General features: G+C 56.3%; 16 protein-coding genes and 1 pseudogene. 11 read left to right on the top strand and 6 right to left on the bottom strand.

The features are described 5' to 3' along the window. The first annotated feature begins 60 nt into the window (after nt 1-60). Nucleotides 61-3,960, top strand: a complete 3,900-nt coding sequence (hrpA, locus tag F3J26_RS07210) for an ATP-dependent RNA helicase HrpA (RefSeq protein WP_166992741.1) — start codon at nt 61-63, stop codon at nt 3,958-3,960. Between the two features lie 689 nt (nt 3,961-4,649). Here the strand turns inward: hrpA and F3J26_RS07205 are convergent. Further along, entirely contained in the window at nt 4,650-6,947 is a 2,298-nt protein-coding gene (locus tag F3J26_RS07205; protein WP_166992738.1) for an FdhF/YdeP family oxidoreductase, read from the bottom strand. A 186-nt stretch (nt 6,948-7,133) separates the two neighbouring features. Here F3J26_RS07205 and F3J26_RS07200 point away from each other — a divergent pair, with 186 nt between their 5' ends. The 9 genes and pseudogenes from F3J26_RS07200 to cybB all read left to right on the top strand — a co-directional run bounded on the left by F3J26_RS07200 (nt 7,134) and on the right by cybB (nt 14,753). Continuing rightward, the gene (locus F3J26_RS07200) at nt 7,134-7,676 is read left to right on the top strand and encodes a GNAT family N-acetyltransferase (RefSeq protein WP_008459201.1); all 543 of its coding nucleotides are present in this window, start codon (nt 7,134-7,136) and stop codon (nt 7,674-7,676) included. Nucleotides 7,677-8,073: 397 nt separating this feature from the next. Next, nucleotides 8,074-8,325 (top strand): HTH domain-containing protein, encoded by a 252-nt coding sequence (locus tag F3J26_RS07195; RefSeq protein ID WP_008459199.1) that lies wholly within the window; start codon nt 8,074-8,076, stop codon nt 8,323-8,325. 106 nt (nt 8,326-8,431) lie between these two features. After that, complete coding sequence (locus F3J26_RS07190) at nt 8,432-10,081, top strand: EAL domain-containing protein (RefSeq protein WP_166992735.1); 1,650 nt, start codon at nt 8,432-8,434, stop codon at nt 10,079-10,081. Nucleotides 10,082-10,245: 164 nt separating this feature from the next. Further along, nucleotides 10,246-11,940, top strand: a complete 1,695-nt coding sequence (locus F3J26_RS07185; RefSeq protein ID WP_166992732.1) for a methyl-accepting chemotaxis protein — start codon at nt 10,246-10,248, stop codon at nt 11,938-11,940. A gap of 124 nt (nt 11,941-12,064) precedes the next feature. Then, complete coding sequence (locus tag F3J26_RS07180; protein WP_166992729.1) at nt 12,065-12,343, top strand: VF530 family DNA-binding protein; 279 nt, start codon at nt 12,065-12,067, stop codon at nt 12,341-12,343. 2 nt (nt 12,344-12,345) lie between these two features. Continuing rightward, nucleotides 12,346-12,744, top strand: a pseudogene (fos, locus tag F3J26_RS22575) (fosfomycin resistance glutathione transferase); the annotation flags it as partial. Next, the gene (locus tag F3J26_RS22775) at nt 12,736-13,191 is read left to right on the top strand and encodes a GNAT family N-acetyltransferase (protein ID WP_166992996.1); all 456 of its coding nucleotides are present in this window, start codon (nt 12,736-12,738) and stop codon (nt 13,189-13,191) included. The pseudogene fos and the gene F3J26_RS22775, both read left to right, overlap by 9 nt. Nucleotides 13,192-13,277: 86 nt before the next feature. Then, a complete protein-coding gene (locus tag F3J26_RS07170; RefSeq protein WP_166992726.1) occupies nt 13,278-14,072 on the top strand; it encodes an ElyC/SanA/YdcF family protein in 795 nt (264 codons plus the stop codon). A 144-nt stretch (nt 14,073-14,216) separates the two neighbouring features. Continuing rightward, nucleotides 14,217-14,753, top strand: a complete 537-nt coding sequence (gene cybB, locus F3J26_RS07165) for a cytochrome b561 (protein ID WP_166992723.1) — start codon at nt 14,217-14,219, stop codon at nt 14,751-14,753. Between the two features lie 10 nt (nt 14,754-14,763). Here the strand turns inward: cybB and F3J26_RS07160 are convergent, their stop codons facing one another. After that, the gene (locus F3J26_RS07160) at nt 14,764-15,660 is read right to left on the bottom strand and encodes an AraC family transcriptional regulator (RefSeq protein WP_166992720.1); all 897 of its coding nucleotides are present in this window, start codon (nt 15,658-15,660) and stop codon (nt 14,764-14,766) included. 124 nt (nt 15,661-15,784) lie between these two features. On the opposite strand from F3J26_RS07160, the gene F3J26_RS07155 reads away from it, so the two are divergent. Beyond that, the gene (locus F3J26_RS07155) at nt 15,785-16,672 is read left to right on the top strand and encodes an SDR family oxidoreductase (RefSeq protein ID WP_166992994.1); all 888 of its coding nucleotides are present in this window, start codon (nt 15,785-15,787) and stop codon (nt 16,670-16,672) included. 41 nt (nt 16,673-16,713) lie between these two features. Here the strand turns inward: F3J26_RS07155 and F3J26_RS07150 are convergent, their stop codons facing one another. The 4 genes from F3J26_RS07150 to F3J26_RS07135 all read right to left on the bottom strand — a co-directional run bounded on the left by F3J26_RS07150 (nt 16,714) and on the right by F3J26_RS07135 (nt 22,929). Continuing rightward, nucleotides 16,714-18,981, bottom strand: coding sequence for a TonB-dependent receptor domain-containing protein (locus F3J26_RS07150; RefSeq protein ID WP_166992717.1), 2,268 nt, complete (start codon nt 18,979-18,981; stop codon nt 16,714-16,716). 90 nt (nt 18,982-19,071) lie between these two features. After that, the gene (locus tag F3J26_RS07145) at nt 19,072-21,180 is read right to left on the bottom strand and encodes a S9 family peptidase (protein ID WP_166992714.1); all 2,109 of its coding nucleotides are present in this window, start codon (nt 21,178-21,180) and stop codon (nt 19,072-19,074) included. A gap of 81 nt (nt 21,181-21,261) precedes the next feature. Then, complete coding sequence (tolA, locus tag F3J26_RS07140; RefSeq protein ID WP_166992711.1) at nt 21,262-22,050, bottom strand: cell envelope integrity protein TolA; 789 nt, start codon at nt 22,048-22,050, stop codon at nt 21,262-21,264. A gap of 6 nt (nt 22,051-22,056) precedes the next feature. After that, a complete protein-coding gene (locus tag F3J26_RS07135) occupies nt 22,057-22,929 on the bottom strand; it encodes a ChaN family lipoprotein (protein WP_166992708.1) in 873 nt (290 codons plus the stop codon). Nucleotides 22,930-22,998: the final 69 nt, after the last annotated feature.

Raw genomic sequence — 22,998 nt, 5'->3', positions numbered from 1 at the left:
GCGGAAATTGACGCCGTGACTTATCCGGTTGTGCCCGGTAGCGAAATAACGATAGATAAAATGGAAATGACAAAACCCTCGCTGTCCTCTTTGTTCGCCCGTCTTGACGGGCTGATGCTCCGCGACAGACAACGCTTTTCTCGCCGCCTGCACGGCGCGAAGAAAATTAAAAATGCTGACGCTCAGCAGGCCTTATTCGACACGCTGGCCGCAGAAATTGACGCCGCAGCGGGCAAAGTACAGCTGCGTGAAGCCGCGCGCCCGGCGATTACCTACCCTGAAAATCTTCCGGTCAGCCAGAAGAAACAGGACATTCTGAACGCCGTGCGCGACCACCAGGTGGTGATCGTGGCGGGTGAAACTGGCTCCGGCAAAACCACTCAGCTGCCAAAAATTTGTATGGAGCTGGGGCGCGGTGTTAAAGGGCTGATCGGCCACACACAGCCTCGCCGTCTGGCGGCGCGTACCGTGGCTAACCGTATTGCGGAAGAGCTACAAACCGAACCCGGCGGCTGCGTAGGTTATAAAGTGCGTTTCTCCGACCACGTCGGCGACAACACGATGGTCAAACTGATGACGGACGGGATCCTGCTGGCGGAAATTCAGCAGGACAGGCTGTTGATGCAGTACGACACCATCATCATCGATGAAGCGCACGAACGCAGCCTGAATATCGACTTTCTGCTGGGTTACCTGCGTGAACTGCTGCCGAAGCGGCCCGATCTTAAAATCATTATTACCTCGGCGACTATCGATCCGGAGCGTTTCTCGCGCCACTTCAATAACGCGCCAATTATCGAAGTGTCAGGCCGCACTTACCCGGTGGAAGTGCGCTATCGCCCGATGGTGGAAGACAATGAGGATGTCGATCGCGATCAGCTGCAGGCGATTTTCGACGCGGTGGATGAGCTGGGCCACGAAAGTTCGGGCGATATCCTGATCTTTATGAGCGGCGAGCGTGAAATTCGCGACACCGCTGATGCGCTATCTAAGCTCAACCTGCCGCATACGGAAATTCTGCCGCTCTATGCGCGTCTGTCCAACAGCGAGCAGAACCGCGTTTTCCAGGCGCACGTCGGGCGGCGCATTGTGCTGGCGACCAACGTCGCGGAAACCTCGCTGACGGTGCCGGGGATTAAATACGTTATCGACCCAGGTACGGCACGTATTAGCCGCTACAGCTACCGCACTAAGGTTCAGCGCCTGCCGATTGAGCCCGTGTCTCAGGCTTCGGCCAACCAGCGTAAAGGCCGCTGTGGCCGCGTATCGGAAGGGATCTGTATTCGTCTTTATTCCGAAGATGATTTCCTGTCGCGCCCGGAATTTACCGACCCGGAAATTCTGCGCACCAACCTGGCGTCGGTCATTCTGCAAATGACGGCGCTGGGCCTGGGGGATATTCAGGCGTTTCCGTTCGTAGAGGCGCCGGACAAGCGCAACATTCAGGACGGCGTGCGCCTGCTTGAAGAGCTGGGCGCCATTACCAGCGATGAAGACCATAGCGTTTACAAACTGACGGCCTCTGGCCGCCAGCTTTCGCAGCTGCCCGTCGATCCGCGCCTTGCCAAAATGGTGCTGGAAGCGCAGAAATTTGGCTGCGTGCGTGAGGTGATGATCATTACCTCCGCGCTGTCGATTCAGGATCCGCGCGAACGGCCGATGGATAAACAGCAGGCATCTGACGAGAAACATCGCCGCTTCCACGACAAAGAGTCTGATTTCCTGGCCTACGTGAATCTGTGGAATTACCTCGGCGAGCAGCAAAAAGCACTCTCTTCGAACCAGTTCCGCCGCCAGTGCAAGCTGGACTTCCTCAACTACCTGCGCGTCCGCGAATGGCAGGATATTTACACCCAGCTGCGCCAGGTGGTGAAAGAGCTTGGCCTGCCGGTGAACAGCGAGCCGGGGGACTTCCGCTCGGTGCACTCGGCGCTGCTGACGGGGCTGTTGTCCCACATCGGGCAAAAGGACACGGAAAAGCAGGAATACACCGGGGCGCGCAACGCCAGATTTTCCATCTTCCCTGGCTCGGGCTTATTTAAAAAGCCGCCGAAGTGGACGATGGTAGCCGAGCTGGTGGAAACCAGCCGCCTGTGGGGGCGCATTGCCGCCCGGATAGACCCGGAGTGGATTGAGCCGCTGGCACAGCATCTGATTAAGCGCTCCTACAGCGAACCGCACTGGGAGAAAGCCCAGGGCGCGGTAATGGCGCAGGAAAAAGTGACTCTGTATGGCCTGCCGATTGTGGCGGCGCGGAAAGTGAATTACAGCGATATCGATCCGGCGCTGTGCCGTGAGCTGTTTATTCGTCATGCGCTGGTTGAAGGCGACTGGCAAACCCGTCACGCGTTCTTCCGCGATAACCTCAAGCTGCGGGCGGAAATCGAAGATCTGGAGCATAAATCCCGCCGCCGCGACATCCTGGTGGATGACGAAACGCTGTTTGAGTTTTATGACCAGCGCATCGCCCATGATGTAATTTCCGCACGCCACTTCGACAGCTGGTGGAAAAAGACCAGCCGCGAAACGCCGGATCTGCTGAACTTTGAAAAAAATATGCTGATCAGGGAAGGCGCGGAGCAGGTCAGCAAGTTGGACTATCCGAACTTCTGGCATCAGGGCAACCTCAAGCTGCGGCTGACCTATCAGTTTGAACCAGGCGCTGACGCCGACGGCGTGACGGTGCATATCCCGCTGCCGCTGCTGAACCAGGTTGAAGAGTCTGGTTTTGAGTGGCAAATCCCTGGCGTGCGCCGCGAGCTGATTATTGCCCTGATCAAATCGCTGCCGAAGCCGGTGCGCCGCAATTTTGTGCCGGCCCCGAACTATGCGGAGGCGTTTTTAGGCCGGGCTACGCCGCTGGAACTGCCGCTGCTGGACAGCCTGGAGCGCGAATTCCGCCGCATGGCGGGCGTCACCATAGACCGGGAAGACTGGCACTGGGATCAGGTACCCGATCACCTAAAAATGACCTTCCGCGTGGTGGACGAGCACAACAAGAAGCTCAAAGAGGGCAAAAACCTCAGCGAGCTGAAAGGCGGCCTGAAGGATAAAGTGCAGCAGACGCTGTCCGCCGTGGCGGATGACGGCATCGAGCAGAGCGGGCTGCACATCTGGAGCTTCGGCTCGCTGCCGGAAAGCTATGAGCAGAAACGCGGCAATTACCGGATGAAAGCCTTCCCGGCGCTGGTGGATGAAAAAGAGAGCGTGGCGATTAAGCTGTTTGATAACCCGCTCGAGCAGCAGCGGGCGATGTGGCGCGGGCTGCGCCGTCTGCTGTTGCTGAACATCCCGTCACCGGTGAAATATCTGCACGAAAAGCTGCCGAACAAAGCCAAGCTGGGTCTTTATTTTAACCCGTACGGCAAGGTGCTTGAGCTTATCGACGACTGCATTTCCTGCGGTATTGATAAGCTGATTGCGCAAAACGGCGGGCCGGTCTGGAGTGAAGAAGGCTTTGCCGCGCTGCACGAGAAAGTGCGCGCCGAGCTGAACGACACGGTGGTTGAGATTGCTAAGCAGGTGGAGCAGATCCTCACGGCGGTGTTTAACATCAACAAACGGCTGAAAGGGCGCGTGGACATGACCATGGCGCTTGGCCTGTCGGATGTTAAGGCGCAGATGAGCGGCCTGGTCTACCGAGGTTTTGTCACCGGCAACGGCTATAAACGCCTGGGCGACACGCTGCGTTACCTGCAGGCAATCGAAAAACGGCTGGAAAAAATGGCTATCGATCCGCACCGCGATCGCGCGCAGATGCTCAAGGTGGAAAGCGTGCAGCAGGCCTGGCAGCAGTGGCTGAACAAGCTGCCGCCGGCCAGCCGCGAAAACGAAGAGGTGCAGGAGGTCCGCTGGATGATCGAGGAGCTGCGCGTCAGTTATTTTGCTCAGCAACTTGGGACCCCGTACCCGATTTCCGATAAGCGTATTTTGCAGGCCATGGAGCAGGTCGCACTTTGAATTTCGTAGTATCCCGTATGTATGTAAGCAACGCGACTTTTCCGTTCACCTTTAGAGCCGTTTTCCTTGCAAGCTAAGCAAACAGTGAACGTGTCAGGGGGCATTACGCCATGCCCCCTGACAACCCCCGGCGCCCGGCGAGCTCATCGCCGCTGAAGCGGTAAACCCACCGGCTATCACCCAAACATTCGGGGTCGTTCGCGATTCGTTCCCGACGATCGCTCTCTTTCGCTGTTCCCGACAGCTCAACCCCGCCTGAGTTGGGTCATAGCCGGGGGCGATGAGAGCCGGGGACAAGGGCGTGGCTGTGAGACTTGCCGCAACGTTAACGTTCCGTGTGGCTGCGGGTATAAAGCGAGGCACGGTTCCGGCTTAAATCGCCTTCGTTTTCTCTCCGACTGGCCAGGGTCCGGGCGTCGGGAACGGCCGGAGGCTGAGAGCGTCGGGAACGCATCTCAGCCGACCCAGGACTGGGAGATAAAACGGAGGTCTGCCGCTTCAGCGGTCGATTTATTTGGCCGGGAGTCCGGGGTCTCGGGGGAATGACGGTGATTCCCCCGAGACGTTCACTGGTGCGGTGGTTACAGATAAAACAGGGCTGAAAGTGAACGGAACTTAAGCTGAGCCATCATGGAGAATATCTGTCAGCAATATCTCCTCCCTTGCGGGAGAGGGAATGGGATATCCGATCAGGCAATACGCTGCGTATGCTCCGCTTCGCTGCGGGTGATTTTCACCGGCACGGATTTTGACGTCGGCGTGCCCGTCCCGTCCCCGACGCTGCCGAGCGGCACCAGCGGGTTGGTTTCCGGGTAATAGGCCGCGAGATTACCACGCGGGATATCATAGGCCACCAGCTTAAAGCCGCTAACTTTACGGGTGATACCGTCATGCCAGATGGTTTCTATATCAACCTTATCGCCATCGTTCAGACCGAGCTCACCCATATCATCAGGATGAATAAACAGGATTTCACGCTGGCCGTACACGCCGCGATAACGATCGTCGAGGCCGTAAATCGTGGTGTTGTACTGGTCGTGAGAGCGCAGCGTTTGCAGCGTGAACGGGGCTTCCACACCTTGCCACAGCGAATCCGGCAGCGGGGCATTGCTGAACTCAGCCTTGCCGCTTGGCGTATTAAAGCGCAGTTCTGCCGCCGCGTTGCCAAGGTAGAATCCCCCTGGCTCTTCGCAGCGCTGATTGAAATCTTTAAAGCCAGGTAATGTGGCGGCGATGTGATCGCGAATCAGGTTGTAGTCGTCGGCCAGCGCCAGCCAGTCCAGTTTGCTTCTGCCCAGAACGGCATCAGCGATGCTGGCCACAATCGCGGTTTCAGAGCGCTGGGTGTCCGCAATCGGCTTGCCGATGCCTTCGGAGGCGTGAACCATGCTAAAGGAGTCTTCGACGGTGACAAACTGGCGGCCAGAAACCTGCATGTCTTCTTCGGTACGGCCAAGCGTCGGCAGGATCAGCGAGGCTTTACCCGGCACCAGATGGCTGCGGTTCAGCTTGGTGCTGATGAACACGGTCAGGCCGCAGCGGCTGATGGCTTCTTCCGTGCGCGGGCTGTCCGGCGCCGCAGCGGCGAGGTTGCCGCCAAGCGCAATCAGCACTTTGATTTCGTCGCGCAGCATCGCAGCCAGGGCTTCAACGGTATTGTGGCCATGTTCGCGCGGAGGCGTAAAATCAAAGTGTTTGGCCAGGTTATCGAGCAGGCTTACCGGCGGCTTTTCATCGATCCCCATCGTGCGGTTACCCTGCACGTTACTGTGGCCGCGCACGGGGCAAAGTCCCGCACCCGGACGGCCTAAATGGCCGCCCAGCAGCTGCAGGTTAACGATTTCCCGCACGGTATTCAGCGAGTGTTTGTGCTGGGTGATGCCCATAGCCCAGGTGAAAATCACCCGCTTTGAATGCTGCCAGATAGCCGCGGCGTCGCGAAGCTGGAGTTCGCTCAGGCCGGACTGCCGGGTAATTTTCTCCCAGCTGGTTTCATCGATGGCGGTAAACCAGGCTTCAACGCCGTAGGTATGGGCATCGATAAACGCCAGGTCGAACACGCCGTCTTCACCATCGGTGATGAGGCGACGATGGGTTTCCAGCAGGGCTTTTGCCATGCCGCGTACCGCCGCCATGTCGCCGCCCAGATTTGGCTGGTAGTAGTTGGTGCTGATGGTGCCCGCCAGCGGGGTGATCACTTCCAGCGGTTTTTGCGGATCGGCGAAGCGTTCCAGGCCGCGCTCGCGCAGCGTATTGAAGGTGACTATTTGCGCCCCGTTTTCTGCCGCATGGCGCAGGCTGTGCAGCATTCGCGGGTGGTTGGTGCCGGGATTCTGACCAAACACAAAAATGGCATCGGCTTTGTCGAAATCATCCAGCCGAATAGTGCCTTTCCCGACGCCGATACTGCGTTTTAGCCCGCTGCCGCTGGCTTCATGGCACATGTTTGAGCAATCCGGGAAATTGTTTGTACCCAGCATGCGGCCAAAAAGTTGATAAAGATAAGAGGCCTCATTGCTGGCGCGGCCGGAGGTGTAAAGTTCAATCTGGTTGGGGTTATCCATCGCCTGAATATGTTGCGCAATCAGGCTAAGCGCGCTGGCCCAACTGATAGGCTCGTAGCGATCGGTTTGTGGATTGTAGCTGAGCGGTTCAGTCAGGCGGCCCTGATATTCAAGGAAGTAGTCGCTTTGCTGATAGAGTTTGCTGACGCTGTGCTGGGCAAAAAAATCGCTGTCGATAAAGCGGCGAGTCGCTTCCCAGGTGACGGCTTTGGCGCCATTTTCGCAGAAGCTAAAGGTGCTTTTGTTATCATCCCCCCAGGCGCAGCCCGGGCAATCAAAGCCTTTGGCTTTGTTCATGCGCATCAGGTTGCGCAGGTTTTTCAGGGCATGTTTGCTGTCGATGACGAAGCGGGTGGTCGCTTCGAGAGAACCCCAGCCGCCCGCTGCGGCCTGGTAAGGCTTAATCGCCGATTTGAATTTCATATGGCAGGTGTCACTTGTTATGGTTGATTGCGCAATAACACAGATGAGTTGCTTACCTTTAGTTTACTCCTGATTAACATTTGTGGAAGCGCTAACGTCAATCGGCCATCAACGAAACGGCCAGGATTCACGGCAGCAGGCTGTTAAAATGCCTGGCATTAATGCCAATCAATGAAGGGAATACTGATGTTGTATGCCAGTGATATTAGGGATATTGAAGAGCTGCAGCGCGTTGAGACAGCCGCTGCGCACCGCTTTCTTGCCGTGCCTGAACTGGCTTTTTTAGCCTCCGCTGGGGTAACGAGCAAGCAGACACACGCCTCTGCCATCGAAAATAAGCTCGCCTGGAAGGTCGTCGGGAGCGACGGCAGGATCCAGGGTTTTTGCTACTGCGAGCGGCACGAGGATTCGCTTTATCTGGCGGAGATATCTACCCACCCGGATTTTCAGCGTCAGGGCGTAGGGGCTATGCTGCTGGCTGAGGTCAAACGCATGGGGCAGGCGCTTGGCGTAAGCCAAATCACGCTGACAACTTACAGAGATGTGAGCTGGAATGGCCCCTGGTATGTACGCCACGGTTTTGTCGTTATAAATGATGCGGAGTTAACGCCGGCGCTTGCTTGCTGCCTTGCGCACCAGCGCGAAGAAGGCCTGATGATTTTACCCCGTTGCGCAATGCGGTATTTACTCGGGGAGGGGAAGCCCCCGGTCGGTAAACCATTTTTGTAGCCGCGTGAGCTGGCGGATGTGGTAGCCGATGGCCAATTCTTCGTACAGCGTCGAGGGAGGCGTCAGCGGCGCGACATCGGGTCTGCCGCTCAGGATGGCCCGTCGTGCCTGACGCCAGGCCCGTTGTTTCATCTCAATTTCATCTGGCCTTGTTACCCGATGTTTACTCACGGTCATAGTCTGCCTACTTATTGTGAGGCGCGATTATACCCTGCAAAGCCGTCAATATGTTGTCCGATCTCCACGTGTGTTAATTTTCGTTCAAAAAAATCTAGTCTTGTCATAATGTTGCGTAATAATTACCCAGCAGACGCGCGATATATTCTGTCAATGGCTGACACGACCTGTCATTTGTTCGCGCTAACATTCCTGACACCGACTTGCAGGAGAAACACCCATGACCCCCCCCGAAAAAAGCACGCAGCTTGCCAACAGAATTGCCGGTATTTTTTGTGAAATGCTGAGCTGTGAGCGCGTGTCCCGCCATCAACTGGCCAGTAAATTTGGCGTAAGCGAACGGACGATATACCGGGATCTCCGGCGGCTAAGCAACTATGTTTATCATGTGGGGGACGATCAGTATGCCCTCAGCCTGGAAGTCACCCAGCAACTGGAAAACTATCTGCAACGAGTGAAGCGGGAAAAATGATCGGCTACAGGCGATAACGGGCTTAAAGCTTCGTGGCTCCGCCGCCGATAATGCGATAAATTATTCTTTTTATTAATAAAATAACCACAATTAACTCAAGGGTAAGATGCGTACTGAAAGCTTAACTGATATCGCCTATCGTCACTTTGTGGAGAGCGTAAAAGATTACGCTATCTACATGCTGAACGTTGATGGCACCGTAGCCACCTGGAACGAGGGGGCGCTGCGAGCGAAGGGATATCTGCGCGAGGAGATTGTGGGGCAGTTTTTTGGCGTTTTCTACAGCGATGCGGAGCAAAAAAACGGGCTGCCCGAGCGTAATCTGAATATCGCACTTAAAAATGGAAAATTTGAAGGGGAAGGCTGGCGCTATCGCAAGGATGGCAGCCGGTTTTGGGCTCATGTGGTGATTGATGCCATCTATGATGAGCATCACACGTTGTTGGGCTATGCCAAAATTACGCGGGATATTAGCGAGCAGAAGGTCGTGATCGACAAAATCTCGTGGCTTGCTCGCTACGATGCGCTGACCGGGCTCCCTAACCGAGTCGAATTCTTCAGTTTTGTGGAGAAACTGTTCGCTGAGTCTGACTATAACCACATTGCTATTTGCACGGTTGATCTCGATAAATTCAAAGAGATCAACGATACCGAAGGGCATCTGGTGGGTGACCAGCTTTTGCAGCGGGTTTCGTCCTCAGTGCTTAAAGCGATGGAAAAAGATGAGATAGTTGCCCGCTTTGGTGGCGACGAATTTGTCGCCGCGAAGCCTTACAACCACGACGACGAACTGCGTAATTTCACCGAGCGCTTGCACAGCTGTTTTGTCGGCAAACAGATTTTTGCCCACAGCGAAATTACCGTTAGCGCCAGTATCGGCGTGGCGGTTTACCCGGATGACGCCACGGACATCAATACGCTTATCAGCAATTCAGATCTGGCGATGTACCGTGCCAAAGCTAATCTGGATAACAAGATCTGCTGGTATGAAAAAGACATGGACGAAAAAACGCGGCTGCGTAACCTGATGGCCGCGGATATTCGCCGTGGGATCAAAGAAGGGCAGTTCTTCATTCATTACCAGGAGAAACGCTCGCTGAAAGATAAGGCGATTACCGGCTATGAAGCGCTGCTTCGCTGGAATCACCCGGAGCAAGGACTGATTCCCCCTGATGAATTTATCCCTATTGCCGAGGAAAGCGGGGCCATTGTTCCGCTGGGCTATTGGGTGATTGAAACGGTATGTAAAGAGTCGCTTGCCAACAAGCTGGACAAAAAAATCTCGATCAATATTTCTCCAGTGCAGCTGCGTAATCTCAGCTTTATCGACAATGTCCGTGACATTCTCATGCGAACGGCGTGGCCAATAACGCTGCTTGAGTTTGAGGTGACGGAGACGGCGTTCATCATTAATAAAAAGCTGACGTTTAATATCCTGCATCAGTTCCAGAAAATGGGGATCAGCATTGCGCTGGATGATTTTGGTACCGGATATTCTTCTTTGAGCACGCTGCGGGAGTTCCATTTTGACGTTATTAAACTGGATCGCAGCTTCCTGACAAACGTTGAAAGTAACTTCCAGGCACGTTCCTTCGTTCGGGCGATCATTTCGCTCGGCAACTCCATCAATACGCCGCTAATCGCCGAAGGAGTGGAAACCAACGAGCAGCTACGTATTCTGGAGGAAGAAGGGTGTACCGAAATTCAGGGCTTCCTGTTTGGACAGCCGGTTGATATCAAAAATATTCATCGCTGAAAGGGCGGGCAGAATAGCGGCTGGCGCAAACCTGTGATCCACTTAACTCTCCGGGACTTCTGTGAGCTTCATTAACGCAAATCTGTGACGTGGCGCGTAATGTTTTTCCGCGCCGGGGCCGATGACCTTTGAAGGGAATTCCCCATACAAAGAGAGTCACGGACATGTCGATAAAAACTCTGACCCCACAAAACGGCGTGCGCTTCTGGCATCACATCCGGCTGGTGCCGCTGTTTTCCTCTATCCTCGGCGGCATTCTGCTGCTGTTTGCGCTATGCATCGGTTTCGCCAGCTATTTTCTCATTCAGAGTGACCGTGCGCTTCAGGACGTCACCGAAGAAATCCAGGTGCGAATGGGGCTGGCGGACAGCGCCAACCACCTGCGTACGGCACGTATCAATCTGATCAACGCCGGAGCCGCAAGCCGCGTGGCGGATATGGATCAGGTTAAGCAGAACGTGGCCAATGCCGAAGGGCTTATCAAACAGGCGCAGGCTGGCTTCAGCGCCTATATGGCCCGCAAGGTAAAAACGCCGGCAGACCAGGCACTGGACAAAGTGCTGCAGGATGATTTTGCGGCCTATCTCGAAAAAGGGATGAAGCCAATGCTGAAGTTCGCCAAAAACGGCATGTTTGAGGCGATCATCACCCATGAAAGCGAAGTGGTGCGCAAGCTGGACGGCGATTACGATGCCAAACTGCAGCAGGCCGTCAATATTCGCACCGACCGCGCAAACGCCCTGAGAGAACAGGCCGACAGCCGCACCCGCACCAGCGTGGCGTTGATGGCCGGGGCCTTTGCGCTGGCGCTGTTTATGACGGTGTTCACCTTCATCATGCTACGTCGCGTGGTGATTGGGCCGCTGCAGCGCGCCGCGAAGCGCATCGAGCACATCTCCGGGGGTGATTTGACCCTGCCAGCAGAGGCGACCGGCAACAGCGAAATTGGCAAACTCAGCCAGCACCTGCAGCATATGCAGCAGCAACTGGTCAGCACAGTCAGCACGGTGCGCGAAGGTGCCGAGGCTATCTATCAGGGCTCGAGTGAAATTTCCGCCGGCAATACCGATCTCTCTTCCCGCACCGAGCAGCAGGCGGCGGCCATTGAACAGACCGCCGCCAGCATGGAGCAGTTGACTGCCACGGTGAAACAAAACGCCGACAACGCCCACCACGCGACAAAGCTTGCGGAAGATGCCTCCCAGAAAGCCAGCGACGGCGGGCGTATTGTATCGGGCGTGGTCAGCACCATGGACAACATTTCAGCCAGTTCGAAGAAAATCTCTGAGATCACCGCGGTGATTAACAGCATCGCTTTCCAGACCAACATTCTGGCGCTGAACGCCGCTGTGGAAGCGGCAAGGGCGGGGGAACAGGGGCGAGGTTTCGCCGTGGTGGCAAGCGAGGTGAGAACGCTCGCACAGCGTAGCGCCCAGGCGGCAAAAGAGATCGAGGAGCTTATCAGCGAATCCGTGTCGCTGATTGACAGCGGCTCCCGCCAGGTGGCGCAGGCTGGCACCACGGTGACCGGAATTGTGGAGGCCGTCCGCCGCGTGACCGATATTATGCTGGAAATTGCCGCCGCTTCGGATGAGCAAAGCCGAGGCATTCAGCAGGTTGGGCAGGCGATACACGAAATGGATAACGTCACGCAGCAAAATGCCTCACTGGTGGAGGAGGCGTCAGCCGCCGCCGTTTCTCTGGAAGAGCAGGCCGCTCGCCTGACGGAGGCGGTCGGTACCTTCCGGCTGACGACAAGCTTCGCCGCTGCGCCGCAAAAACATCCCGTTATTTCTTCTCCAACATCTGCCCCGCCGCGCCCGGCGACGGCGTCTGCCGATAACTGGGAAACTTTCTGATTTACCTCTCGCGGCTCAGCAATGGGCCGCCTCTCACTTCTTTTAGTTTCGCTCCGCACGCTGTTGCGCCATGCCTTTAGAATCAGTAAGGTGTGCGCAAATTGACGAAATAGCCGGAAAAAACATGAGTTCAAAAGATCCGCTGCACGGCGTGACGCTTGAAGCGTTGCTTAACGCTCTGGTCGAACGTTACGGCTGGGCCGAAATGGCGCGGCAGGTAAATATCAACTGCTTTAAAAGCGATCCCACCATTAAGTCCAGCCTGAAGTTCCTGCGCCGTACGCCCTGGGCGCGCAAAGAAGTGGAAGAGATGTACATCGCCTCTCTGGATGAGCCTGAGACCGAAAACGACTTACCTGCGGACAGCCCCTGGGCTAACTGGCAGGCCAAAAATAAGGAATAATCATGCTAACCGGCCTGAATCACCTGACGCTTGCGGTGCGCGATCTGGCGCGGAGTCTGGCGTTTTATCAAAGCCTGCCGGGCATCAGGCTGCATGCGCGCTGGGACGCCGGGGCTTATCTTTCCTGCGGTGACTTATGGCTGTGTCTTACTCTGGACGCAAAGGCCGGTGAGCGGCCCGCGCATTATACCCACTACGCGTTCAGCGTGAGCGCAGAGGCCTTTCCCCGAACGGTTAAGGCGCTGGAACAGCAAGGCGCGCGGGTCTGGAAAGACAACCGCAGCGAAGGGCATTCCTTCTACTTTCTTGACCCGGACAACCACCAGCTTGAGCTGCACGTCGGGGATTTAGCCAGTCGGCTTACGGCCTGCCGGGCAAAACCTTATCAGGGTATGACTTTTCAGGGCGTTGGCCTGACGGTGCGGCATGCCTCGCTGGAGGAGATCCTCGCGCTTTACCACCGCCTGCCCGAATTTGATGATTGTAAAAGCGTGGCGGATCTTCAGACTCGTCTCGCAACGAACCAAACCAGCCAGCTTATCGCCTGTGTCAACGGCGTTCCCGCCGGGTTTAAGCTCGGCTACGCGCTCGGTGAGACGGCGTTTTACAGCTGGCTCGGCGGCGTTTTACCTGAGTTCAGGCGGGACGGCGTCGCTCAGGCTTTACTGGTCGAGCAGGAAAAATGGGCGATGGAACAGGGCTTCTGCACGCTGACCGTGAAAACTCGCAACAAATTTTGCGGCATGCTAATGATGCTGCTTAAAAACGGCTATCAGCTTATTGAGATTGAGCCGAAGGGCGACCCGGACGATTACCGCCTGCTGCTGCGCAAGTCGCTGGCAGCCTGAAACAGCCCTTTCAGTCGCATCTGATTGGCGTATAGCCTTGACCGGGCTAGGCTACACGCTGGTTTTTAACCGGGAGGATCCCGCTCATGATGACATCTCCAACCTTGAGTCAGCCGACAATTCAGGCCGTTAATACGCTCGGCCAGTGGCTGGCGCAAAGCGATTTTACAGGCGCGCCGCAGGCACAGGATGCCGATCTGATTATCCTGGCCGGTAACGCCGTGATCCCAACCCTCGAGGCCGCGTGTGAGTTTGCCGCCAACAGTGAAAAACCGCTGCTCATCGCCGGCGGCATAGGCCATTCCACAACATACCTCTACGCGGAAATTGCTCGCCACCCGCGCTACAACACGATTCCAACCACCGGCCGTGCCGAAGCGGCGATCATCCAGGACATTGCCCACCAGTTCTGGAAAGTCCCGAACGAGAAAATTATTACCGAAGAGAAATCGACCAACTGTGGGGAAAACGCGCGGTTTAGCGTGGAGAAAATGGCCGAACATGGCCTGAGCCCCGAGCGTGTGCTGATTATTCAGGATCCGACCATGCAGCGCCGCACCGTGGCGACTTTTGCTCGGGTTTGGCAGGGCGACGCGCAGGCGCCGGAATGGCTAAGCTGGCCCGGTGTGGCTCCTGAATTAGTCGAGGGAGAACAGGGCACTGTTTTTGCCGGAGAAGCTGAAGGTTTATGGCCGATTGAGCGCTACGTTTCGCTGGCGCTGGGTGAAATCCCTCGCTTACGTGACGACGCAACCGGCTATGGCCCGCAGGGGCGGGACTTTATCGTTCACGTCGATATTCCCCCGCAGGTGATGGCCGCCTGGCATGCGCTCCAGCAGGACATGGCGCTAAGCGCATTGATTCGCCAGCGGGGGCTGTAATCCCTCGATCTTGCCCTGATAAACGTTATGGCTAAAAAATCACACGCTGAAACAAATTAACGCCCATAATATGTTGATGTTAATACTCTTTTAATGTTTCTTCGTTATCCTGGCATTCAACGTAATTTCAGGGCAGGGTCTCTCATGCGGACTAAATATACCTCGGTACAGATTTCGATCCACTGGCTGGTTTTTCTGCTGGTCGTGGGGGCTTATTGCGCCATGGAGCTGCGTGGCTTTGCCCCGCGCAGCTACCGGCCACTGATCAACGCCATTCATTTCACCTGCGGCATTTCCGTGCTGGGGTTGATGGTTGCCCGTCTGCTGGTGCGAATCAAATACCGCGCCCCGGCCATTGTGCCAAAGCCGCATCCGGCGGTGATCGGCATCTCTCATCTGGTCCACACGATTGTCTATCTGATGTTTATTGCGCTGCCGGTGCTGGGCTTCCTGGCAATGTACTATCGCGGCAGTGACTGGGTGGCCTTTGGGTTAAACATGCCGGTGGCGGCGGTGCCGGACGAAGACATGGAGTTTAGTCTCAAATCCTGGCATGAACTCCTCGCCAACACCGGCTATTTCGTGATTGGCATCCACGCCTTCGGCGCGCTGTTTCACCATTACGTCTGGAAAGACAATACGCTGCTGCGGATGATGCCCGGCAAGCGCCAGCGGCCCTGAGCGCCAGCCGCTAGCCTTTGGAATACTGCCGGGGTGAGCAGCCCATCACCCGCTTAAAAGCTTTACCGAACGCGCTTTCAGATTCATACCCCAATGCCACCGCAATACGCGCCAGGGAATCACCCGACTGGCGCAGCCTGTCGCAGGCCAGCATCATGCGCCAGCGCGTCAGGTAATCGATAGCGGATGCGCCCGTCACCGCTTTGAACCGGGCGGCAAACGCCGACCGCGACATTCCCACGCGCTCAGCCAGTTTTTCCAGCGTCCAGTTGAAAGCGGGCTCTTTATGCATGCAGGTCAGGGCCAGACTAAGCTGTTTATCCGCCAGCGCATACAGCCAGCCCACGGCGGGTTGCTGAGCTAAGTGCAGCCTCAAAGCCTGAATCAGCAGCATCCACGCGAGCTGCTGAATAATAAGCGCGCTACCGGGGCGAGGCTGGCGGACTTCATCGGACATTTGATCCAGCGCCCAGCGCATGGCGGCCTTACTTTCAGGTTTCTGAATGCAGACCACCGGCGGCAAAGAACTCAGCAGCAGATCGGCCGCTTCCCCGTTCAGCACAAAATGGCCGCCGACCAGGAAACAGCTTTCCTGCTGGCCGGGGACAACGTCAGGCCCCAGCTTGCCCGCCTGGCGCAGCGTGTAGAAATCTACAGGTGCGGCATCAAGCCCGGTTGCGAGGCAAAAAGGCGGCCCCGGCGGCAGGAGATAACAGTCCCCCGCCTGTAGCAGCAGCGGCTCGTTCATACCCTCAACCGAAAGCCAGCAGCGGCCTGACACCACGGCATAACACTTGATACCGGCATGCTCAGGCCACTGAATGGCCATACCTTCATGCAGCGCCACGCCGCCGGAGGCATAGCTCTGGGGTTTCAGCAGAGAAAGCAGTTCAGACAGCGGATCCATAGCAACTCCAGACGATGAGACCAAAAATGGCGACTTTTGAACATTGTTCGTCTTTCTTCCCCTGTTTACAGTAAATCCCGTCGGACGGCAACTCAGTCCTCAGTGACGGTTTGGGGTAATGACTATGCGTATTTTTGTCACCGGTGCGACCGGTTTTCTTGGCTCGGCCATCGTGCAACGGCTGCTCGCCGCCGGGCATCAGGTACTGGGGTTAACGCGTTCTCAGCGCGGAGCCGAGGCTTTATCAGCCTGGGGCGCAAAAGCACATTATGGCGATCTGGATGACCTCGCCAGCCTGCAGCACGGGGCAGATCTTGCTGACGCCGTGATTCACACTGCGTTTAATCATGATTTCTCTAACTTTGTCGCCAACTGCGAGGCGGACGGGAAAGTGATTACTGCCATGGGGGACGCGCTGGTGGGCTCGGTTCGCCCGATGGTGATCACCTCCTTTGTGGCAATGGGCGCCACTGAACCGGGCCAACCGGCGACGGAAGCGGGGTATAACCTTCAGACGCCAAACCCACGCAAGGCCACGGAAATTGCCGGTGCCAGCCTGCTTGAGCGTGGCGTTATCGCCTCGTTTGTGCGGCTGCCACAGGTGCATGACACCTTCAGGCAGGGGCTAATTACGCCGCTTATTGAGCTGGCTCGCGACAAAGGCGTGGCGGCATATGTTGACGAAGGCAAAAACCGCTGGTCGGCGGTGCATCTGAGCGATGCTGCCCGTCTGTATGTTCAGGCGGTGGAGAGAGGCGTGGCCGGGGAGCGCTACAACGCCGTGGCGGAAGAAGGGATCGCGACTAAAATGATCGCCGAAACGATCGGGCAGGGGCTTGGTGTGCCGGTACGCAGCATTGCCGCCGACAAAGCCAGCGATCATTTTGGCTGGCTGGGAAATTTTGCCGCCCACGACATGTCGGCCTCCAGCGCCATCACGCAGCAGAAAACAGGCTGGCGGCCATCAGGACCCGGTCTGATTGAAGACTTGCAGAAGATGAAATACTGCTAATTACCCATCGCCCGGCCTAAAACCGGGCGATGGGCTGACAATCAGAAGCGAACTTCGCCACCAAAAATCCAGGTTCTGCCGCGGGCGGTATTCGCCCGGCTGGCGTCATCTCCAGGCCCGGGCATCATATTGAGCTTGTTCAGCGCCTCGGAGTAATCCCGGTTCATCAGGTTTTGTACCGTGAGTTTCAGCATCAGATTGCGGTTCACCTCATAAGTGCCGTAGAGGTCGATAATCGTCGGGATCTGCGGTAAATCCTCTTTAACGATGGCCCCGGTACGCTCATCGGTTTTGAAATCAGGCGACAGCCGCCGTGCTTTACCGGTGTACTTCACTATCGTCCCGAGGGTCAGAGCCTTATCGAAGAAGCGCACGCCGGCATCCAGCGTCATGTATTTCCGTGGCAGCTCGGTAATATCCCCCGCGCCAAAGTAGGTGCTGGCGATAGACGTGGGCTGGTCGGTCTGCTGCTGGCTGAAGGAGAGGCGGCTAAAGGCGAAGCCTGCGTCGTAGTCCATCTCCAGCTCCACGCCGTGAGCGGTGACGCTGGTGGCCGAGTTCACGTAAATGTACATATTGTCGCTGTACTCGTCGCTGATGTCCGCCCAGTCATTGCCCAGCACCTCGGTCATATTGCATTTTCTACCGCCGGTGCAAACCTGATAAGACTCGCTGAAGATATAGTTCTGGATCCTGCTGCGGTAGGCCAGCGCCTTAAAGCGCAGCGAGTCCTGCTGAACGAGCAGATCTTTGGTGTCGATATTAAATCCGGCCTGCCAGGTTTCCGCGCGTTCAGGTTTTAAGAACGGGTTCATGGATGCGCCGCCGGAGTTGGAGAAAAACATCTCCTGAATATTTGGCGCACGCATCGATTTACTGTAGCCGACAAATGGCTGAAGCCACGGCGTAGCCTGGGCCGACAGCTGGACCGATGGGTTAAAACCGCTTTCTCGTTGGTCAACGTCGTAACTTCCCTGGGGGACGCAGACAACGCGTTCGTCACAGGGCGGCTTATGCCCGGTAATTCGGTTGCGCGTGTAGTTGAGGTTAAGATCCGCCTGCCAGATACCGCGCGTCACCTGCAGTCCGGTGTATAACGCCGAAATATCCTGCCGCCCGGAAGGTGCGAATGGATTGTTTTCTATAGCCTCCTGGTTGGTTTTCTCATCCCCTGCGGCGGCATTAATAAGCCTGGTGTAACGGGTGCGCATTAGCTTACTGCCCAGCGTAAATGCCAGATCGTTATCGCCCAGGCTAAAACGGCTGGTATTGTTTATATCCAGCGCATCGGAACGGTTTTGCGCGGAGGTGCTGTAAAAAGTAAACAACGAATCATCCCGGTATTTCTGATCGCCGCGGCTGGTGCTGGCCGCGACGTTAAAATCAATTAGCTCAGAGAACGGGGCATAGTGATATTTAATATAATAATCGTCGCTGGTGATGTCCCGGCGGGAGAATCTATTTTTATAGGTTCTCGCCGACAGTTCGACACTATTAAATTCGTTGGGCTTAATATCCATTTTATAAAGCTGGGATTTCGGGTTCTGCTTCATGAATTTATCGTAACCAAACTCTTCACTATTAATGCCTGAGCCGTTCGAGAAATTAGAATAAATAGAACTGCCGCTGATGGCGGCCATTGCGCCCAAGCTCCCGGTGTCGCTAAAGGCGTCTGTTCTTCCGGCCGCCGCAATCATCCCGCTGCGCCCGATCCCGTTGCTGCCCACCGAGAAGCGCGACCGCAACCCGTAATCATTCCCCTTAAAAATCACGTCATCGACGCCGAGGGTGCGCATGTTTGCGCTGCCGGCAAGGGCGTTGATTCCCGCAGAACCACTGCTGTCCCCACGCGTAACGTCCACGCCGACCAGGAAATTCGGGTCGATAAGCACCCCGGCCTGGTTGTTAGTGGAGCCGTGAACGGTAGTGCCGGACGTTGTGGTGCCGTAAAAGCTTTGGGTAATGCCGTCCACCATTGTGTTAACCCGGCCAAAACCGCTCATCCCGCGAATATTCACGCTCACCGTCCCCTGGCCAGGATCGATTTGGGTATAGGTGCCAGGCATACTGCGGAGCGTGGCATCCAGAGATTGCAGGTTTTTATCCGTGGCGCGGGAGCTGGTTGCGCCAGGTTTTTCCAGCGCCTCTTGTTCGCGGGTAATATTTCCGGCGGAAACATTAAGTGGGCTAAATACCGCCGAGCCTTTTTTGTCCCCGTTAGTTATTTCATCACTATTTTTTGCCAATCCGCTGGCGCTGAGCAATAACATGCCCGAGCCGAGAGTTACGGCCAGTTTATTAACGTTCATACGTGTCCTTGAAGTATTGTAATAAAATAAAAGTTATTTTTATTATTATGTTGCCTGAGTAGGCCTTCCCATTAAGGGAAGGCTTCCAGGTTAGTGCTGTTTATCTGCCTCCAGAATAAAACTGTATTCGAGGGCGGTATTCTCCAGGCGTTTTATTCGGCCTGATTTACCGCCGTGCCCGGCCTGCATCTCGGTCATCAGAAGGATTTTGCCGGAGCCCCGCTGGTTTTCACGCAGCTTCGCGACCCACTTTGCTGGTTCCCAGTATTGCACCTGCGAGTCGTTGAGGCCGCTGGTCACCAGCAGATTTGGGTAGTGCGAAGGCTTAACGTTGTCGTAAGGACTCCAGGATTTGAGCCGCAGATAGTCCGTCTTACGGTGTGGGTTGCCCCATTCGTCATATTCTCCCACCGTGAGCGGCAGGGATTCGTCCAGCATGGTTGTCACCACATCCACAAACGGCACCTGCGCCACCACGGCATTAAAGAGTGTGGGCTGCTGGTTAATCACGTTGCCCATCAGCAAGCCGCCAGCGCTTCCGCCCATGGCGTAAAGTCTGCCAGCCTGCCCGAAGCCCAACTTAACCAGGCCGTGGGTCGCATCGAGAAAATCATTAAAGCTGTTGGGCTTGTTTTCCAGCTTCCCTTGCTGATACCAACGCTGGCCAAGCTCACCCCCGCCGCGAACGTGCACAATAGCGAACACAAAACCGCGGTCCAGAAGGCTGAGTCTGTTGGCGCTGAAGGCCGGATCCATGCTCATTCCGTAGGCACCATAGCCGTAAACCAGCAGCGGGCTGTGGGCCGGTTTGAACATTTTTTTGTTATACACCAGCGAGACGGGCACCTTCACGCCGTCGCGGGCGGCGATCCAGATCCGCTCGCTGTGGTAATTCTCCGGCGAGGTGTTATTGACCTCCTGGCGTTTTAGCAGGGTACGTTTGCCGCTGGCCAGATCCCATTCATAAGCGCTGGTGGGCGTGGTCATCGAAGAGTAGCCATAGTGCAGCTTGCCGGCCTGTGGCTCCGGGTTATAGCCGAGCCAGGCCATATAGCTGGCGTCATCAAACTGTAGCGTCTGCTCACTGTGGTTCAGCCAGTTAATCTTGCGTATCTGGCTCAGCCCGTCCCGGCGTTCAGCCACCACCAGCCAGTCTTTAAATAGGGTGAATCCTTCCACCATTTTATTGGGTTGGGGCGCAACCACTGCCTGCCATTTGTCGCCGGGTGCGTGGCTTTTATACAGCCCAAAATTGGCGCTTTCCTGGTTTGCACGCAGGTAGAACTCTCCCTCAAAATGGTCGAGATAATATTCAATCCCCGGCCTGCGGGTGACGAAAAGTACCGGGGGTGTTTCGGGTTTATCCGCATCGATCAGGCGGGCTTCTGATGAGGTGCTGGCACTGAGCGTGATGATTAAATAGCGGTCCGAAGCCGAACGGGAAAGCCCAAGATAATAGCCGCCGTCAGCCTCTTGATAGACCAGCACGTCCTCGGCAACAGGCGTGCCGGGACGATGCCGCCAGACCTGCGAGGGCACCAGGGTTTGTGGATTATTGCGGATATAAAACAGGTAGCGCCCGTCATTAGACCACACCATATTCCCGGAGGTGTTTTCGATCGCATCCGGGAGCCATTTTCCGCTGTTCAAATCGCGCAGCGAAAGGCGATACTGGCGGCGGCCCGTTGTGTCCTCGGCAATCGCCATTATCTGATTGTCCTGACTGACGACCAGGCCATTTAGCTGGTAATAGGCCTGGCCTTTGGCACGCAGGTTGCCGTCCACCAGCGTTTGCCAGTCACCTTCGCCCCCGACGAGCTGCCGCTGGCTGACGGCGTATTCTTGCCCGGCCAGATAAACATCCTGATAGCGATAACCGTTTCGCAGGAAGGGTACAGAGCGGTTTTCCTGGCTCATTCGCGCCACCATTTCCCGATACAGCGTGTCCGTTAACGCTGCGGACGGCTTCAGTACCTCGCGGGCGTAATTATTCTCCTCCTCAAGATGACGCAGCACTTTCGCGTCGCTGCGGCTGTCATCCCTGAGCCAAAAATAGTTATCCACGCGAACATCGCCATGCTCAATAAGCTGGTGGGGAATTTTGGGCGTAGCCGGGGGCTGCGGCGCGTCGGCGATTGCCCAACGGGCAGATAGCGAACAGACGAGGAGCAGCGGGGTGGCTTTCCATAGTTTTTCCATGAGGCGTCCTTAATGTCGGGCGATGGAGCGCCCTGCCGAATATTCAGCATAAAGTTAACGTTCAGGTTGTGGGGCTTAGCGCTAGCTTCGGCTAAGTTCCGTCAGGTCGAAATTGATTGGCATTGTGACGTTATACACGCCTCCCTTTAAGCGCTCGACGGGCGGTTTCGGCAGCGGCTGGGCACGTTCTAAAACGGCCACGGCTTCCCGATCAAGCGAGCGCGTTCCCGATGAACCGGTTAGAGAACTGGCAACAATTTTGCCCGCAGCATCCACGGTAAACGTCACCACTGCGATGCCCGTTCTGGCACGCTGACGGGCGTCGCCAGGGTAGCGTTTGAAGCGGTTGAGATGGCCTTTGACCCGGCTCTCCCAGCTATCCTGCTGGCTGTGTTGTTTCTCGGCATCACTGTGGTAAGGCGCGGCAATACGCGAGGACACCACGCTGGGCTGAGGAGCGGCATTGGTCGAGATGGCCGCCTGGCTGCTGTCGCTGGTTTGCTCCCTGACGTTGCGCGGTGGGCGAGGTTTTTTCTTTTCACCTTCGGCAGCTTTTTTCCGACGAGTGACTTCAATCACCGCATCTTTGGCTATCGGCAAAGGCTGCTGTTGCTTGTCTTCAGCCTGCTGCTTTTCTTCTGCTGCCGCTGACTCCTGCTGGGCAATGCCCACCGGAAGCGGGACTGGTGTCGGCGGGGCTTCGATATCGTCGGCCCATTGCAGCATCACGGCGGGCGCAGGCTCCAGGGCAGAGGGCGTGTCAGACACCTGCCAGATTAGCGCTAAAAAAAGGCCTCCGTGGAGAAGCAGAGACAGCGTAAAACCCGTGCCGCTTCTGCCCGCCAGAGAAGGCGTCAACGTGTCTGTCATCGACGGTTACCGTTTTGCCGGAGCAGGCGCAACAAACCACACATAATCAGCCTGCTCTGCCGTGATATTCATGCCTTTTTCCGCCAGCATCAGCACTACCGGCTTCGAGGCGGGAGACAAGTCCTCCATATGCAGCGGCACGCCGATGCTCCTGGACGCATGATATCCGCCCGCAATCAGTAAAGCGGGCGTTGGGGCGCTCAGCAACTGTTGGGCCATATAGCGATCGCGCTGCTGCTGAATCGCCAGCATTGACGTCAGCTGTTGGCCTTCGATGTTGCCCCCGTGCATGGCAATAATCGTTTCTTTCAGCGCGGCCTGTACGGCGGGCGCGGTTGATTTTTTCCCTTCCGGGAAGCGCGGGTCTTTATAAAGACGCATTATCTCATCGCGGTTGATATTGGCGTTGAGTAAAGGTGAGGGCGCGCGCAGGGCTTCGGTCACGACGCCGCCATACATCTCCCACGGCCAGCCTTTCTGCCAGTGAAGCAGTTCCTGAATGCGGCTGTCCCGCACCTGCGGCTCCTCTTTGAGCCAGGCCTTCACCTGGGTGACGCGCGGCTGTTGGCTGGCGGTTAGCATCTCCAGCAGGACGCTGCCCTGAGGGCGCTCTTTTTGCAGATTCTGCAGCAGCCAAAGCTCAATCTGGTGATGTTCGGCGTTATCGTGCTTTTCGCCGACGATAAGCCGCTGAGCGCTGGCGAGTTTGGCCAGCAGCTGTCGTTCTGTCAGCGTTTCGCCACTTTGTAAATCAATGATTTGCCCATGCGTGACGGCGACATGGCTTGCCGCTTGAGGCGAGGGAGGGGTTTGGCTGCAGGCGCTGAGGCTCAGGCTGGCTAACGCTATCAAAGACGTAAGGATCAATTTTTTATGCATATCTTTTGCCCGGAGGTAGCCTTCACTGGCTGTTAGTCTTGATGTCGATCAATTTACCGCGGGCAGGAT

It is taken from the genome of Enterobacter sp. Ap-867, from assembly GCF_011752855.1.
GTDB lineage: Bacteria > Pseudomonadota > Gammaproteobacteria > Enterobacterales > Enterobacteriaceae > Cedecea.
The sequence above is the reverse complement of the archived record's forward strand: the minus strand, read 5'-3'. Positions and strand labels throughout refer to the sequence as shown.